Below are 14476 nucleotides of genomic sequence, written 5' to 3'. Positions count from 1 at the left end.
GCCCAGGAGTTCACCACCATGGCACAGAAAAAAGGCGGCGGTTCCACCCGGAACGGCCGTGATTCCCAGCCCAAGATGCTGGGCGTGAAGGTCTACGGCGGCCAGGTCATTTCCGCCGGTTCGATCCTCGTGCGCCAGCGCGGCACCAAGTTCCACCCCGGCACCAATGTCGGTCTGGGCAAGGACCACACGCTGTTCGCGCTGGTCGACGGCCAGGTCAGCTACGCCGTCAAGGGCGAGAAGAACCGCCACACCGTGTCGGTCACCCCGGTCTGACCGGCCCACGACCACCGCGTGCGGTGATCGTGCTCAAGCCCCGGCCTCGCCGGGGCTTTTGCTTTGTCGCCATCGCTACCATGCTTTCACCATGAAGTTCGTCGACGAGGTCACGATCGACGTTGCCGCGGGCAACGGCGGCGCCGGCTGCGTGAGCTTCCGTCGCGAGAAGTTCATCCCCTTCGGCGGCCCCAACGGAGGCGATGGCGGCCGTGGCGGCAGCGTGTGGGCGGTGGCGGACCTCAACCTCAACACGCTCATCGACTACCGCTACGCGCGCCGGCACGAGGCCCGCAACGGCGAGCAGGGGCGCGGGTCGGACCAGTTCGGCGCGGCGGCCGACGACATCGTGCTGCGCATGCCGGTGGGCACCATCATCTCGGATGCCGAGACCGGCGAGGTGATCGCCGAACTGCTCGAGCCCGACGAGAAGGTGCTCATTGCCAAGGGTGGCGACGGCGGCTTCGGCAACCTGCATTTCAAGTCCAGCACCAACCGGGCGCCGCGCCAGCGCACGCTGGGCTGGCCGGGTGAGCAGAAGAAGCTGAAGCTGGAGCTGCGCGTGCTGGCCGACGTCGGCCTGCTCGGCATGCCGAACGCCGGCAAGTCGACGTTGATCGCGGCCATCTCGAACGCCAGGCCGAAGATCGCCGAATACCCCTTCACCACGCTGCACCCCAACCTCGGCGTGGTGCGGGTGGGGCCGGAGCAGAGCTTCGTCGTCGCCGACATCCCGGGCCTCATCGAGGGCGCGGCCGAAGGGGCGGGGCTCGGCCACCAGTTCCTGCGCCACCTGCAGCGCACGCGGCTGCTGCTGCATCTGATCGACATCGCGCCCTTCGACGACGGCGTCGACCCGGTGGCGCAGGCCAAGGCGATCGTGGCCGAGCTCAAGAAGTACAGCGAGGACCTTTACGCCAAACCGCGCTGGCTGGTGCTCAACAAGCTCGACATGGTGCCGGCGGAGGAGCGGGCCGCCCGCGTCAAGGACATCGTCAAGCGGCTGAAGTGGAAGGGCCCGGTGTTCGAGGTCTCGGCGTTGGCACGGGAGGGTCTGGAGCCGCTGGTGCGCGCCTGCTTCGAGCATGTCGCCTCCGTCAAGGCGCCGCCGCCGGAGGTGGTCGACCCCCGCTTCGATGGGCCGCCCGTCGAATGAGCCGGGCCGCGTTCCGTCCCATCTCGCCATGAACCCAGAGATCCTGAAAGGCGCCCGCCGCATCGTCGTCAAGGTCGGCTCGAGCCTCGTCACCGACGAGGGCCGCGGCATCGACGCCGCAGCCATCGGCAACTGGTGTCGGCAACTGGCCGGCTTGAGCGGCCAGGGGCGCGAGCTGGTGATGGTGTCCAGCGGCGCCATCGCCGAGGGCATGAAGCGGCTCGGTTGGGCCAGCCGGCCCACCGAACTGCCGGAGCTGCAGGCCGCCGCCGCCGTCGGCCAGATGGGACTGGCGCACATGTACGAAAGCCAGCTGAGCCACCACGGCGTGCTGAGCGCGCAGGTGCTGCTGACCCATGCAGACCTCGCCGACCGCGAGCGCTACCTCAACGCCCGCTCGACGCTGCTGACGCTGCTCGCGCTCAAGGTCATCCCGGTGATCAACGAGAACGACACGGTGGTCAACGACGAGATCAAGGTCGGTGACAACGACACGCTGGGCGCCTTGGTCGCCAACCTCGTGGAAGCGGATGCGCTGGTCATCCTCACCGACCAGCGCGGGTTGTACTCGGCCGATCCGCGCAAGGACACGACGGCCCGGTTCATCGACGTGGCGGAAGCGGGCGATCCGGCGCTGGAATCGATGGCCGGCGGGGCCGGCAGCAGCATCGGCAAGGGCGGCATGATCACCAAGGTGCTGGCCGCCAAGCGGGCGGCGCGCAGCGGTGCCAGCACGGTCATCGCCTGGGGGCGCGAGCACGATGTGCTGCTGCGGCTCGCCAGCGGCGAGTCGATCGGCACCGCCCTGGTGGCCGGCATGCCGAAGATGGCCGCGCGAAAGCAGTGGATGGCCGATCACCTGCAGCTGCGCGGCAGCGTGGCGGTCGACGGGGGCGCGGTCGCCCAGCTGCGCCGCGGGGGAAAGAGCCTGCTGCCCATCGGCGTCACGCGCGTGGACGGCGAGTTCCACCGCGGCGACGTGATCGCCGTGCGCGACGACGCCGGCGCCGAGGTGGCGCGCGGCCTGGCCAACTACTCCAGCGCCGAGGCGCGGCTCATCGCGCGCCAGCCCTCCAGCGAGATCGCCCGGCTGCTCGGCTACAGCGCCGAGCCCGAGCTGATCCACCGCGACAACCTGGTCCTGACCTGACGCAGCCTGGCGGCCGCGGGCTCAGCCGGCCGCCGCGTCGGTGCCGTGGGCTTCGGCCCTCGCGTCGTCCTCGGCGCCGAACACCTCCGGCTCGCCGCCCTCGCGCCGTGGCGGGCGCATCCCGCTGCGCAGGTACCGGTTGTGGTGGGTGGTGCGCGGCAGGAAGCGGGCCAGTTCGGTCAGCGCCATCTGGTAGACGCCGCGCTTGAACTCGATCACCACGTCCAGCGGCACCCAGTAGTCGTTCCAGCGCCAGGCGTCGAATTCCGGGTGGTCGGTCGCGCGCAGGTTCATGTCGCAGTCGCGGCCGGTCAGGCGCAGCAGGAACCAGATCTGCTTCTGGCCACGGTAGTGGCCGCGCGCGTCGCGGCGGATGAAGTGCTCCGGCACCTCGTAGCGAAGCCAGTCGCGGGTGCGCGCGAGGATCTTCACGTGTTCGGGCTTCAAGCCCACTTCTTCGTGCAACTCGCGGAACATCGCCTGCTCAGGCGACTCGCCGAACTTGATGCCGCCTTGGGGAAACTGCCAGGAGTGCGTGCGAAGCCGTTTGCCCCAGAACACCTGGTTCCGAGCGTTGAGCAGGATGATGCCGACGTTCGGCCTGAAGCCGTCCCGGTCGAGCATAATCGGCCCCCGATTCTTGAACTGTCACGATTATCCCATCGGGCCGTCGTCTGTCATCAGGACAGTGACCTAGCGCCAGGGGGATCGCCAACCAACTTTGAGCGCGTGACCGGTGGGACGTTCCGTCCTGGCTTGGCGCAGGACAGCCGGTGCCGTGACGCCGCCGCTTCAGCGCCGCGACGCCATGAAAGCCTCCCAGTTCTTCGTCTCCACCCTGAAGGAAGCGCCCGCCGACGCGGAGATCGTCAGCCACCGGCTGATGATGCGCGCCGGCCTCATCAAGCGGCTCGGCGCCGGCATCTACAACTACCTGCCGATGGGCCTGCGGGTGATCCGCAAGATCGAGCAGATCATCCGCGAGGAGATGAACCGCGCCGGCGCCATCGAGCTGCTGATGCCGCTGGTGCAGCCGGCCGAGCTGTGGCAGGAGACCGGCCGCTGGGACAAGATGGGCCCGGAGCTGTTGCGCTTCAAGGACCGCCACGAACGCGACTTCGCGCTGCAGCCCACCAGCGAGGAGGTGGTGACCGACATCGCCCGCCAGGAGCTGCGCAGCTACAAGCAGCTGCCGAAGAACTTCTACCACATCCAGACCAAGTTCCGTGACGAGCGCCGGCCGCGCTTCGGCCTGATGCGGGGCCGCGAGTTCACGATGAAGGACGCCTACTCCTTCGACCGCGACCGCGAGGCCGCCGGCCGCAGCTACGACGCGATGTACCGCGCCTACTGCGCCATCTTCGACCGCCTGGGGCTGCAGTACCGCGCGGTCGCGGCCGACACCGGCGCCATCGGCGGCGACCGGTCGCACGAGTTCCAGGTCATCGCCGACACCGGCGAGGACGCCATCGTCTACTGCCCCACCAGCGACTACGCGGCCAACATCGAGCTGGCCGAGGCGTTGCCGCTGATCGCGCAGCGGGCCGCGCCGACGCAGCCGCTGGCGAAGGCGCCCACGCCGGGCAAGAGCACCTGTGCCGACGTGGCGGCGCTGCTCGGCCTGCCGCTGGCGCAGACCGTGAAGTCGCTGGTGCTGGCCACCGACGACGTCGACGAGGCCGGTCAGCCCGCAGGCACCACCGTGTGGCTGCTGCTGGTGCGCGGGGACCACGACCTGAACGAGGTCAAGGCCGGCAAAGTGGCCGGCCTGAAGGCCGGTTTTCGGTTCGCCACCGCGGCGGAGATCGACTCACACTTCGGCTGCAAGCCCGGCTACCTCGGCCCCATCGGGTTGAAACAGCCGGTTCGCATCGTGGCGGACCGCACGGTCGCGGCGATGAGCGACTTCACCTGCGGCGCCAACGAGGCAGACTTCCATTTCACCGGCGCCAACTGGGGCCGCGACCTGCCGGAACCCGATGTGGTCGCCGACATCCGCAACGTCGTCGCGGGCGATCCCTCGCCGGACGGCCAGGGCGTGCTGGCCATCCAGCGCGGCATCGAGGTCGGCCATGTCTTCTACCTGGGCACCAAGTACAGCGCGGCGATGAACGCCAACTTCCTCGACGAATCCGGCAAGCCGAAGCCCTTCGAGATGGGCTGCTACGGCATCGGCGTCACGCGCCTGGTCGGCGCGGCCATCGAGCAGGGCCACGACGAGCGCGGCATCGTCTGGCCGGCGTCGATCGCCCCGTTCGGCGTCGTGATCTGCCCCATCGGCTACGACCGCAGCGCCGACGTGCGGGCGGCGGCCGACCGCCTGCACGACGAACTGGCCGGCGCCGGCATCGACGTGCTGCTCGACGACCGCGGCGAGCGGCCGGGCGCCATGTTCGCCGACTGGGAACTGATCGGCGTGCCGCAGCGGGTGGTGATCTCCGACCGCGGCCTGAAGGACGGCACGCTGGAGGTCCAGGGCCGGCGCGATGCCGGGCCCACGGCCGTGGCGCCGGCCGACGTCGGCGCTTTCGTGAAGGCGCGGCTGGCCGCATGAACCGTCGCCGCCGGTCCCTGCTGACGGCGGCGGCGCTGGCGCCGCTGGCCGCGGCACCGGCCACCGCCCAGGTGCTGCGCGTCGGCCGCGGCCAGGTCGAGGAGCCGCTGGCCGATTCGGTGCGCACCGCGCTGTCGGCCGCCGTGTCGTTCTCCGGTCCGCCGCGCGCCAGCTTCAGCGATGTCGATCAGCGCCTGGCCTACCTGCGCTGGCTGGGCGCCGCCAGCGACCGGCTGAAGCCCCGCATGCCGGAGACCCCGCTGCGCGTCGAGTTCCTCGAGACCCTGTGGTACGAGAGCAAGCGCGCCGGCCTGGAGCCCGCGCTGGTGCTCGGCCTGGTGCAGGTGGAAAGCGGCTTCCGCAAGTTCGCGATCAGCTCGGCGGGCGCGCGCGGCTACATGCAGGTGATGCCCTTCTGGGCCCGGCTGATCGGCGACGGCGACCCCGCCACCCTGTTCCACGCGCAGACCAACCTGCGTTTCGGCTGCGTCATCCTGCGCCACTACCTCAACGTGGAGCAGGGCGACCTGTACCTGGCACTCGGCCGCTACAACGGCAGCCGCGGCCAGCCGCAGTACCCGAGCGCGGTGTTCGCCAACCAGCAGCGCTGGATGGTCTGAGGCTCAACGCCCGCCGCGCAGCCCTTCCCAGGCCTGCGGGGCCGCACCCCGCACATCGAGCAGCGCCAGCGCCCGCTCCACCGTGTCGTCCACCAGCGCGTCCACCGTCGCCGGCCGGTGGTAGAAGGCCGGCAGCGGTGGAAAGACGATGGCGCCCATCTCGGTGGCGGCCGTCATGTTGCGCAGGTGTGCCAGGTTCAGCGGCGTCTCGCGCACCATCAGCAGCAGACGCCGGCGCTCCTTCAGCGTGACGTCCGCGGCGCGGGTCAGCAGGTTGTCGGACAGCCCGTGGGCGATGGCGGCCAGGCTGCGCATGGAGCACGGCGCCACCACCATCGCGTCCACCGCATGGCTGCCGCTGGCGATGCAGGCGCCAATGTCGCCCGGCGCGTGCGACCGGTCGGCCAGCGCGTCCAGCGCGGCCCGGTCGAGGCCGAGTTCATGGTGCACGTTGAGCAGCCCGGCCGGCGTGACGACGAGTTCCGTGAAGGCCCCGAGCGCGCGCAGCCGCTGCAGCAGCCGCACGCCGTAGACCGCGCCGGAGGCGCCGGTGATGCCGACGACGATGCGGCCGGCCGCGCCCACGGGGTCAGCCCGCCTGGTCACCCAGCAGTTGCTGCAGTTCGCCGGCCTGGTACATCTCCATCAGGATGTCCGACCCGCCGACGAACTCGCCGTTGACGTAGAGCTGCGGGATGGTGGGCCAGTTGGCGTAGGCCTTGATGCCCTCGCGCACGGCCGGGTCCTCCAGCACGTTGACGGTGGCCAGGTCCTTCACGCCGCAGGCCTTGAGCACCTGGATGGCCCGGCCGGAGAAACCGCACATGGGGAACTGCGCCGTGCCCTTCATGAAGAGCACGACAGGGTGGCTCTTCACGATCTCGTCGATGCGCTGCTGGACGTCTTGGCTCATGGCTTCGGGCGACCGCAGGCGCGGCCGCAGAAAAAAGGTGGCGACGGGGAAGCCGCGGTTATACGGCATCCGGCACGGCCGCACGGCCGTCGGGTGATGGCGCGGCGGCCCGGCCGGCGTGCTCAGAAGGCGTAGCTGGCGCCCACCTGCAGCAGCGGCGACAGCCGCAGCTCGCGCAACCGCACGTCGAAGCCGCCCAGCGACAGGTTGTCGAACCGCAGCCCGCTGCCCAGCACGCCGACGTCGGCGTTGAAGCGCCAGGCGCTGCCGCTCGGCCGGTGCGAATAACCGAGCCCGACGTAGCCCTGGGTCTGCCAGCCCTGGTGCCACCGCTCGTCGGGGCCGCCGGCGGCCCCGACCGGGCTGGCCGGCAACCGCATGCCGGTGGGGCTGAACACCAGCCCGGCGGAGGCGCGCAGGCCTTCGCCGCCGGTGCCGCCAGCGCCGCCGGGCCCGGTCTCGCCGAGCAGCCGCAGGCCGGGCGTCGGCCAGGGGCGGCTGGGCAGCATGCGGCGGTCGGTCCAGCCCAGGGGCGGTGGCGTCCACTCGACCCGCGCCTGCCAGCGTGTCCACGGCGAGCGGTCCGGCGTGACGCTGAGGCCCTCCGCCTGCGCGGCGCCGGCCAGCAGCAGCGCCAACGCGCCGGGCATCGCGGCGATCGCGCGGGACGTGAAAGCGGGGCGGCAGCGCATGGGTCCTCCTCGGGCGGTGGACATCGGCCGTGGGGCGACCTTGCCCTCATGCTACGCCCGGCGCCAGGACCTTGCAGCCCCCGGGCCGCGGCGGATGTCACGCCACCGGGCCCGCCGCGCGGCGGCCGTCGTCAGCCGCGCCGGCCGCCGCTGCAGCGGTCGCGGCCGGCCAGGTCGAGGCGGCCCTGCACCGCTTCCAGGCCGGTGCTGCGCAGGCGCTCGCGCACCGCGGGCCCCTGGTCCCAGCCGTGCTCCAGCAACAGCCAGCCGCCGGGGCGCAGGTGGTCGCGGGCGCCGCCGACGATGCGGTGAATGTCCGCCAGGCCGTCGGCGCCGGCGACGAGCGCGCCGCGCGGCTCGTGCCGCAGCGCGGGCAGGTGGGGATCACCTTCGGCGATGTAGGGCGGGTTGGACAGCACCAGGTCGAAGCGGTCGCCGGCCACCGCCTGCCACCAGTCGCCCTCGCGCCAGTCGACCGGCACGCCCAGACGCCGGCCGTTGCCGCGGGCGATGGCCAGCGCGGCGGCGCTGGCGTCCGTCGCGGTGACCCGGGCGCCGGGGTGGCCCGCCGCCACGGCCAGCGCGATGGCGCCGCTGCCGGTGCCCAGGTCCAGCACCGCGGGCGACGGCCGGTCCGCCAGCTCGCCCTGCAGCAGCGCCAGCGCCCAATCGACCAGCACCTCGGTGTCCGGCCGCGGCACCAGCACGCCGGGCGCCACCGCCAGCGTCAGGCCGTGGAAGGCCTGCTCGCCGAGCCGGTACGCCAGCGGCTGGTCGTCGGCCAGCGCCTCGCAGTCGGCCTCGAAGCCGTGCCGCTGTTCCGCCGTCAACCCGGCGTCACCGTGCGCGAGCAGCCAGGCCCTGGGCCGGGCCAGCCGGTGGCCGAGCAGCCGCTGCGCGTCCTGCCGCTCGACGCCGAGCTCACGGGCCCAAGCCAGCGCCTGGTCCACGGTGGTCGCCTCGTCGGGCGCGGTCATGCGCCGCCCTCCTCCAGCGCGGCCAGCTGCTCGGCCGCCCGGGCCTGGCGCAGCGCCTCGGTCAGCGGCTGCAGGTCGCCGTCCAGCACCGCCTGCAGCTGGTAGAGCGTCAGGTTGATGCGGTGGTCGGTCACCCGCCCCTGCGGGAAGTTGTAGGTGCGGATGCGGTCCGAGCGGTCGCCGCTGCCGATCAGCCGCTTGCGGGTGGCGGCCTCCTTCGCCTCGCGCTCCGCACGTTCCTTGTCGCGCAGTCGGGCGGCGAGCACCGCCAGCGCCTTGGCCTTGTTGCGGTGCTGGCTGCGGTCGTCCTGGCACTCGGCCACCAGCCCGGTGGGCAGGTGGGTGATGCGGATGGCGCTGTCGGTCTTGTTGACGTGCTGGCCGCCGGCGCCGCTGGCGCGGAAGGTATCGATGCGCAGCTCCGCCGGGTTGAGCGTCACCTCGGAGGCCTCGTCGGGCTCGGGCATCACGGCGACGGTGCAGGCGCTGGTGTGGATGCGGCCCTGGCTCTCGGTGGCCGGCACCCGCTGCACGCGGTGCCCGCCGGACTCGAAGCGCAGCCGGCCGTAGGCCCCGTCGCCCTCCACCCGCAGCACCAGTTCCTTGTAGCCGCCGAGCTCCGACGCGCTCTCGCTCATCACCTCGCAGCGCCAGCCCTGGCGCTCGGCATGGCGCAGGTACATGCGCACCAGGTCGCCCGCGAAGAGGGCCGACTCGTCGCCGCCGGTGCCGGCGCGCACCTCCAGGAAGGCGTTGCGCTCGTCGTCCGGGTCCTTGGGCAGCAGGGCGGTCTGCAGCTCGGCCTCCAGCCGCTGCATCTCGGCCTGCGCCTCCTGCAGCTCCTCGCGTGCCATCGCGGCCATGTCGGCCTCGCTGGCGGGATCGGCCAGCAGCGCAGCGGCCTCGGCGGCGTCGCGCTCGCGCTGGGCGAAGCGCTGCCAGCGCTCGACCACGGCGCGCACCTCGCCCTGTTCGCGCGCCAGCTTCCGCCAGCGGCCCATGTCGGCCAGCACCTGCGGGTCGTTCAGGCTGGCGTCCAGTTCGGCCAGTCGATGGCCCAGGCGGTCGAACTGCTGGCGCAGGCTGTCGTTCATGGCGGTGGCCGCAGCGCGGCGTGGGAAGGGCAGGGAAGGGGCGTGGCGCGTGCAGGGCGCCGGCGGGCGAACGAGGCGCCGCTAACGCTCGCTGCCGTCGAAGGGGCCGATGGGATCGGCCGGGCTGGTGTCGTCCACGGGCGGCAGCGCCGCCTGCGCGCTGCCGCGCAGGAACAGCCGCGACACCGTCTGCGCCGTCTGACGGCGCTGCGCCGGGTCGGCGCCGTGCAGCTCGGCCAGCGCGCCGTGCAGCATCTTCTGCGTCAGGCCCCGGGCCAGGGCGTCGAGCACCACCTCCACGTCCTCGCCGCGGGCCAGCAGACGGCGGGCACGGGCCAGCTCGGCGGCACGCCAGGCTTCGGCCTGCGTGTTGAGCGAGCGGATCAGCGGCACCGTGGCCCGCTGGTCCAGCCAGTGGGCGAAGCCCTGCACGCCGGTCTCGATGATGGCCTCGGCCTGCGCCACCGCCGCCTGCCGCTTCTCGCCGGCGCTCTGCACCAGCGCCGACAGGTCGTCGACGGTGTAGAGGTAGACGTCCGACAGCTCGCCCACCTCGGGCTCGATGTCGCGCGGCACCGCCAGGTCGACCATGAACATCGGCCGGTGCTTGCGTGCCTTCAGCGCCCGCTCCACCGCGCCAAGGCCGATGATGGGCAGCGAGCTGGCGGTGCAGGAGACGATGGCGTCGAACTCGTGCAGACGGGCTGTGAGGTCGGCCAGCCGCAGCGCCTGCGCGCCGAAGCGGGTGGCGAGCTTCTCGCCCCGCTCCAGCGTGCGGTTGGCCACCGCCATCGCCTTCGGCTCGCGGGCGGCGAAGTGGGTGGCGACCAGCTCGATCATCTCGCCGGCACCGACGAACAGCACCTTCAGCTCGCGCAGGTCCTCGAACAGCTGGCCCGCCAGCCGCACCGCCGCGGCCGCCATGCTGATGGAATGCGCGCCGACCTCGGTGGAGCTGCGCACCTCCTTGGCCACCGAGAAGCTGCGCTGGAACAACTGGTGCAACGTGGTGCCCAGCGTGCCGGCGGTGTCGGCCTCGCGCACCGCCTGCTTCATCTGGCCGAGGATCTGCGCCTCGCCCAGCACCATGGAATCGAGCCCGGCGGCGACGCGGAAGGCATGGCGCGCGGCCTCGCGCTCCTCGCGCACGTAGGTGTGGGCCAGCAGTTGCCCGCCGCTCAGCCGCCCCTGCTCGGCCAGCCAGTCGATCGACGGCTGCACCAGCTCGCGCACCTGCGCCGGTTCGGCGGCGACGTAGAGCTCGGTGCGGTTGCAGGTGGACAGCAGCGCCGCCTCCGGCATGGCGCGCTGCAGCCGCTCGCGGAAGGCCTGCAGCGCCGGCACCAGCTGCGCCGGCGTGAACGCGAACCGGCCGCGCAGGTCCAGCGGCGCGGTGGTGTGGTTCAGGCCGAGGGCGAAGACGCTCATCCACCGGATTATAAAATTTGCCTCCTTTGGCCTGCGCCGATCTTTATCAATGGGACCGATCGACGCCCTCTTGCACCTGCTGAACTTCCTGGCCGCGCCGCTGGGCGTCGGCCTGATCAGCGCGACGCTGGTGCGCCTGCTGTGGCGCCGCGAGCTGAAGTCCGCCGGCTGGCGGCGGCTGGCGCTGTGGTCCTGCGCCGGCGGTGTGGCGGCCGGTGTCGGCGGGCTGGCCTGGTTCGGCCAGGACGGCCGCATGGCCACCTACGGCGCCATGGTGCTGGCCAGCGCGCTGGCGCTGGGCTGGGCCGGCTGGGGCCGGCGTTGAAGACGCTGGCCGAGCGCAGCCGCGCCGCCGTCTGGCACCCCTGCACGCAGATGAAGCGCCACGAGGCGCGGCCGCCGCTGGCCATCGCCAGCGCCCACGGCCCCTGGCTGGTCGGCACCGACGGGCGGCGCTACGTCGACGGCATCAGCTCCTGGTGGGTCAACCTCTTCGGCCACGGCCATCCGCGGCTCGCCGCCGCGCTGAAGGACCAGCTCGACCGGCTGGACCACGTGATGCTCGCCGGCCTGACCCATGCGCCGGTGGTCGAGCTGTCCGAACGTTTGGCCGCGCTCACCGGCCTCGGCCACGCCTTCTACGCCAGCGACGGCGCCTCGGCCACCGAGATCGCGCTGAAGATGAGCGCGCACTGCTGGCGCAACCAGGGCCGGCCGCAGAAGAACGGCTTCATCGGCCTGGCCGGCGGCTACCACGGCGAGACGGTCGGCGCGCTGTCGGTCACCGACGTGCCGCTGTTCCGCGACGCCTACGCGCCGCTGCTGAGGCGGTCGGCGGTGGTGCCGTCGCCCGACGCCCGCGGCGCCGCGCCCGGCGAGACCGCGGCCGACGTCGCCCACCGCGCGGCGCGGGCGCTGGCCGCGCACCTCGAACAGCACCACGCCCACACCGCGGCGCTGATCCTGGAGCCGCGCGTGCAGTGCGCCGCCGGCTTCGCGGTGCACGACGCGGCCTACCTGCGCGAGGTGCGCGCCCTGTGCGACCGCTTCGAGGTGCACCTCATCGCCGACGAGATCGCGGTCGGCTTCGGCCGCACCGGCCACCTCTTCGCCCACCAGTCGGCCGGCATTCGCCCGGACTTCATCTGCCTGTCCAAGGGGCTGACCGGCGGCCTGCTGCCGCTGTCGGCGGTGCTGACCACCGACGCGGTCTACGCCGCCTTCTGGGACGACGACAGCGCCCTCGGCTTCCTGCATTCGCATTCCTACACCGGCAACCCGCTGGCGTGCCGCGCCGCGCTGGCGGTGCTCGACGAGTTCGCCAGCCGCGACGTGCTGGCCGACAACGCCCGGCTGGCGGCCAGGGTGTCGGCCGCGCTGGCGCCGCTGCTGGCCGACGAGCGGCTGGCCCAGCCGCGCCACCTCGGCATGCTGTGGGCCGCCGACGCACGCACCGACGACCCCGGCTTCGCCCAGCGCTTCCACCACGCCGCGCTCGAGCAGGGCCTGCTGCTGCGGCCGATCGGCGCCACGCTGTACTGGATGCCGCCCTACGCGCTGGACGACGAGGCGATCGAGCGGCTGGGCGCGGGCAGCCGCGCCGCCTTCGACGCCGCCTGGCGCGGCCGGCCGACGGCGGCGACCCCGGCGGTGGTGGTGCCGTGAAGGGCGCCTGGTTCGTCACCGGCACCGACACCGGCGTGGGCAAGACGCGGGCGAGCGCGGCCCTGCTGCACGCCGCCCGCCGGCAGGGCCTGCGCTGCGTCGGCATGAAGCCGGTGGCGGCCGGCGGGGGTTCGATGCCGAGGGCCGCTTCGTCAACGAGGACCTGGCGCTGCTGCGCGCCGCGTCGTCCGTCGCCGTGCCGGCCGAGCTCGACAACCCGTGTGCGCTGCCCGACCCGGTGTCGCCGCACCTGGCCGCCCAGCGCGCCGGCGTGCGCATCGACGTGAACCTGCTGGCCGAGCGCGCGGCCGCGCTGCGCGGGCGGGCCGACACGCTGATCGTCGAAGGCGCCGGCGGCTTCCTCGTGCCGCTGGGCGACCGCGCCACCGGCGCCGACCTGGCGCGTGCGCTCGGCCTGCCGGTGGTCCTGGTCGTCGGCCTGCGCCTGGGCTGCCTGAACCATGCGCTGCTGACGCAGGAGGCGATCGCGGCCCGCGGCCTGGTGCTCGCCGGCTGGATCGCCAACCAGGTCGAGCCCGACATGCTCGCGCCGGAGGCCAGCCTGGCCTACCTGACCGACCGGCTGTCCGCGCCGCGGCTGGCCCACTGGCCCTGGTCGCCGGCCGCGGCGCCCGCGGCGCTGAGCTTCGACCGCCTGCCCGGCTGACCCGGCTCGCCATGGCCGACCTGCACACCACCTTCACGCCGGCGCTGGCCGACCTCGACGACCGGCACCTGCGGCGCCGCCGCCGGGTGGTGGCCGCCGGCGAGGGCGCCACGCTGGTGGTCGACGGCCAGCCGCTGCTGGCCTTCGCTGGCAACGACTACCTCGGCCTGGCGCACCATCCGGCGCTGCGCGGGGCGGCGGCCGAGGCGGCCGCCCTCGGGGCCGGCGCCACCGCCTCGGCGCTCATCGCCGGCCAGTCGCCGGCGCACGCCGCGCTGGAGGCCGACCTGGCCGCCTTCGTGGGCGCCGACGCCGCGCTGCTCTTCCACAGCGGCTACGCCGCCAACACCGGCGTGATCCCGGCCTTGGTCGGGCCGACCGACGCGGTGTTCAGCGACGCGCTCAACCACGCCAGCCTGATCGACGGCGTGCGGCTGTCCGGTGCCTCGCGCCACGTGGTGCCGCACCAGGACCTGCGGGCGCTCGATGCCGCGCTGGCCGCCGCGTCCGGCGCGCGGCGCCGGCTCGTCGTCTGCGACGCCGTCTACAGCATGGACGGCGATGTCGCCCCGCTGCCCGACCTGCTGACGCTCTGCGAACGCCACGACGCCTGGCTGATGGTCGACGACGCGCACGGCTTCGGCGTGCTCGGCGACCGCGGCGCCGGCACGGTCGAGCACTTCGGCGTCGCCGGCCATCCGCGGCTGGTGCACATGGCCACCCTGGGCAAGGCGGCCGGTGTCGCCGGCGCCTTCGTCGTCGGGCCGCGGTCGCTGGTCGAGTGGCTGGCCAACCGGGCCCGCACGTACGTCTTCGCCACCGCGCTGCCGCCGATGGTGGTGCAGTCGCTTCGCGCCGCCCTGCGGCTCATCGACGGCGAGCCGCAGCGGCGGCGGCACCTGCAGGCGCTGATCGCGCGCTTCCGCGCCGGGGCCGGGGGCCTGCCCTGGCCGCTGCTGCCGTCGGCCACCGCCATCCAGCCGCTGGTCGTCGGCGGCAACGCCGAGGTGCTGGCGCTGGACGCGGCGCTGCGCGCCCGCGGCCTGTGGGTGCCGGCCATCCGACCGCCCACCGTGCCGGTGGGCAGCGCCCGGCTGCGGGTGTCGCTGTCGGCCGCGCACACCGAGGCCGACGTCGACCGGCTGTGCGCCGCCCTGCGGGCGCTGGCCGTGTCGGGAATTCTCGATGGCTGACGCGGCCGACGGGTCACAAGGGATCCAAAGCTTCAGACTGGCGGCGGTGCGCCGATGACCGCTGGTCGGCACCCTGGCGGATGGCCGTCAA

At 73.2% G+C, this 14476-nt stretch carries 15 protein-coding genes and 1 pseudogene; 9 read left to right on the top strand and 7 right to left on the bottom strand.

Features of this window, described 5'->3' with window-relative positions; all coding sequences use genetic code 11:
- Positions 1-18 precede the first annotated feature (18 nt).
- The 3 genes from rpmA (at position 19) to proB (ending at position 2582) form a co-directional block, all read left to right on the top strand.
- Positions 19-276, top strand: a complete 258-nt coding sequence (gene rpmA, locus LRS07_RS21755) for a 50S ribosomal protein L27 (protein WP_260499993.1) — start codon at positions 19-21, stop codon at positions 274-276.
- 91 nt (positions 277-367) lie between these two features.
- Positions 368-1432 carry an Obg family GTPase CgtA gene (cgtA, locus tag LRS07_RS21750; RefSeq protein ID WP_260499992.1) on the top strand — a complete coding sequence of 355 codons (1065 nt, stop codon included), beginning with the start codon at positions 368-370 and terminating at the stop codon, positions 1430-1432.
- A gap of 28 nt (positions 1433-1460) precedes the next feature.
- Entirely contained in the window at positions 1461-2582 is a 1122-nt protein-coding gene (proB, locus tag LRS07_RS21745) for a glutamate 5-kinase (protein ID WP_260499991.1), read from the top strand.
- 21 nt (positions 2583-2603) lie between these two features.
- On the opposite strand, the gene LRS07_RS21740 is transcribed toward proB, so the two are convergent.
- Positions 2604-3206, bottom strand: a complete 603-nt coding sequence (locus LRS07_RS21740) for an RNA pyrophosphohydrolase (RefSeq protein WP_260499990.1) — start codon at positions 3204-3206, stop codon at positions 2604-2606.
- A 184-nt stretch (positions 3207-3390) separates the two neighbouring features.
- Between LRS07_RS21740 and LRS07_RS21735 the strand changes: the two genes are divergently transcribed.
- Entirely contained in the window at positions 3391-5136 is a 1746-nt protein-coding gene (locus tag LRS07_RS21735; RefSeq protein ID WP_260499989.1) for a proline--tRNA ligase, read from the top strand.
- Positions 5133-5756: a lytic transglycosylase domain-containing protein gene (locus tag LRS07_RS21730; protein ID WP_260499988.1), complete on the top strand. Its 624-nt coding sequence runs from the start codon at positions 5133-5135 to the stop codon at positions 5754-5756. Before LRS07_RS21735 ends, LRS07_RS21730 begins: the two co-directional genes overlap by 4 nt.
- Positions 5757-5759: 3 nt before the next feature.
- Here LRS07_RS21730 and LRS07_RS21725 read toward each other — a convergent pair whose 3' ends face one another.
- From LRS07_RS21725 to hemA, 6 genes are all read right to left on the bottom strand, one after another.
- On the bottom strand, positions 5760-6341 hold the full coding sequence (locus LRS07_RS21725; protein ID WP_260499987.1) for a UbiX family flavin prenyltransferase: 582 nt from the start codon (positions 6339-6341) through the stop codon (positions 5760-5762).
- A 4-nt stretch (positions 6342-6345) separates the two neighbouring features.
- Positions 6346-6669 (bottom strand): Grx4 family monothiol glutaredoxin, encoded by a 324-nt coding sequence (gene grxD, locus LRS07_RS21720; RefSeq protein ID WP_260499986.1) that lies wholly within the window; start codon positions 6667-6669, stop codon positions 6346-6348.
- Between the two features lie 122 nt (positions 6670-6791).
- Positions 6792-7361: a hypothetical protein gene (locus LRS07_RS21715; protein ID WP_260499985.1), complete on the bottom strand. Its 570-nt coding sequence runs from the start codon at positions 7359-7361 to the stop codon at positions 6792-6794.
- A gap of 131 nt (positions 7362-7492) precedes the next feature.
- Positions 7493-8338, bottom strand: a complete 846-nt coding sequence (prmC, locus tag LRS07_RS21710) for a peptide chain release factor N(5)-glutamine methyltransferase (RefSeq protein ID WP_260499984.1) — start codon at positions 8336-8338, stop codon at positions 7493-7495.
- Positions 8335-9432 carry a peptide chain release factor 1 gene (prfA, locus tag LRS07_RS21705; RefSeq protein WP_260499983.1) on the bottom strand — a complete coding sequence of 366 codons (1098 nt, stop codon included), beginning with the start codon at positions 9430-9432 and terminating at the stop codon, positions 8335-8337. The genes prmC and prfA overlap by 4 nt, the downstream gene beginning before the upstream one ends.
- A gap of 81 nt (positions 9433-9513) precedes the next feature.
- A complete protein-coding gene (gene hemA, locus LRS07_RS21700) occupies positions 9514-10860 on the bottom strand; it encodes a glutamyl-tRNA reductase (RefSeq protein WP_260499982.1) in 1347 nt (448 codons plus the stop codon).
- A gap of 49 nt (positions 10861-10909) precedes the next feature.
- Here hemA and LRS07_RS21695 point away from each other — a divergent pair, with 49 nt between their 5' ends.
- The 4 genes and pseudogenes from LRS07_RS21695 (at position 10910) to bioF (ending at position 14385) form a co-directional block, all read left to right on the top strand.
- Positions 10910-11185, top strand: coding sequence for a hypothetical protein (locus tag LRS07_RS21695; RefSeq protein ID WP_260499981.1), 276 nt, complete (start codon positions 10910-10912; stop codon positions 11183-11185).
- Entirely contained in the window at positions 11182-12525 is a 1344-nt protein-coding gene (gene bioA / locus LRS07_RS21690) for an adenosylmethionine--8-amino-7-oxononanoate transaminase (RefSeq protein ID WP_260499980.1), read from the top strand. The genes LRS07_RS21695 and bioA overlap by 4 nt, the downstream gene beginning before the upstream one ends.
- A pseudogene (gene bioD, locus LRS07_RS21685) lies at positions 12522-13192 on the top strand (dethiobiotin synthase). The gene bioA and the pseudogene bioD overlap by 4 nt, the downstream one beginning before the upstream one ends.
- An 11-nt stretch (positions 13193-13203) precedes the next feature.
- Positions 13204-14385, top strand: coding sequence for an 8-amino-7-oxononanoate synthase (gene bioF, locus LRS07_RS21680; RefSeq protein ID WP_260499979.1), 1182 nt, complete (start codon positions 13204-13206; stop codon positions 14383-14385).
- Positions 14386-14476 lie beyond the last annotated feature (91 nt).

Source organism: Aquabacterium sp. J223, from assembly GCF_024666615.1.
Lineage (GTDB): Bacteria > Pseudomonadota > Gammaproteobacteria > Burkholderiales > Burkholderiaceae_C > J223.
The sequence above is the reverse complement of the archived record's forward strand: the minus strand, read 5'-3'. Positions and strand labels throughout refer to the sequence as shown.

Excerpts from the sequence above, each read along its gene's own strand:
- rpmA (WP_260499993.1), top strand. The coding sequence starts at position 19 with ATGGCACAGAAAAAAGGCGGCGGTTCCACCCGGAACGGCCGTGATTCC.
- cgtA (WP_260499992.1), top strand. The coding sequence starts at position 368 with ATGAAGTTCGTCGACGAGGTCACGATCGACGTTGCCGCGGGCAACGGC.
- proB (WP_260499991.1), top strand. The coding sequence starts at position 1,461 with ATGAACCCAGAGATCCTGAAAGGCGCCCGCCGCATCGTCGTCAAGGTC.
- LRS07_RS21740 (WP_260499990.1), bottom strand. The coding sequence starts at position 3,206 with ATGCTCGACCGGGACGGCTTCAGGCCGAACGTCGGCATCATCCTGCTC.
- LRS07_RS21735 (WP_260499989.1), top strand. The coding sequence starts at position 3,391 with ATGAAAGCCTCCCAGTTCTTCGTCTCCACCCTGAAGGAAGCGCCCGCC.
- LRS07_RS21730 (WP_260499988.1), top strand. The coding sequence starts at position 5,133 with ATGAACCGTCGCCGCCGGTCCCTGCTGACGGCGGCGGCGCTGGCGCCG.
- grxD (WP_260499986.1), bottom strand. The coding sequence starts at position 6,669 with ATGAGCCAAGACGTCCAGCAGCGCATCGACGAGATCGTGAAGAGCCAC.
- LRS07_RS21715 (WP_260499985.1), bottom strand. The coding sequence starts at position 7,361 with ATGCGCTGCCGCCCCGCTTTCACGTCCCGCGCGATCGCCGCGATGCCC.
- prmC (WP_260499984.1), bottom strand. The coding sequence starts at position 8,338 with ATGACCGCGCCCGACGAGGCGACCACCGTGGACCAGGCGCTGGCTTGG.
- prfA (WP_260499983.1), bottom strand. The coding sequence starts at position 9,432 with ATGAACGACAGCCTGCGCCAGCAGTTCGACCGCCTGGGCCATCGACTG.
- hemA (WP_260499982.1), bottom strand. The coding sequence starts at position 10,860 with ATGAGCGTCTTCGCCCTCGGCCTGAACCACACCACCGCGCCGCTGGAC.
- LRS07_RS21695 (WP_260499981.1), top strand. The coding sequence starts at position 10,910 with ATGGGACCGATCGACGCCCTCTTGCACCTGCTGAACTTCCTGGCCGCG.
- bioF (WP_260499979.1), top strand. The coding sequence starts at position 13,204 with ATGGCCGACCTGCACACCACCTTCACGCCGGCGCTGGCCGACCTCGAC.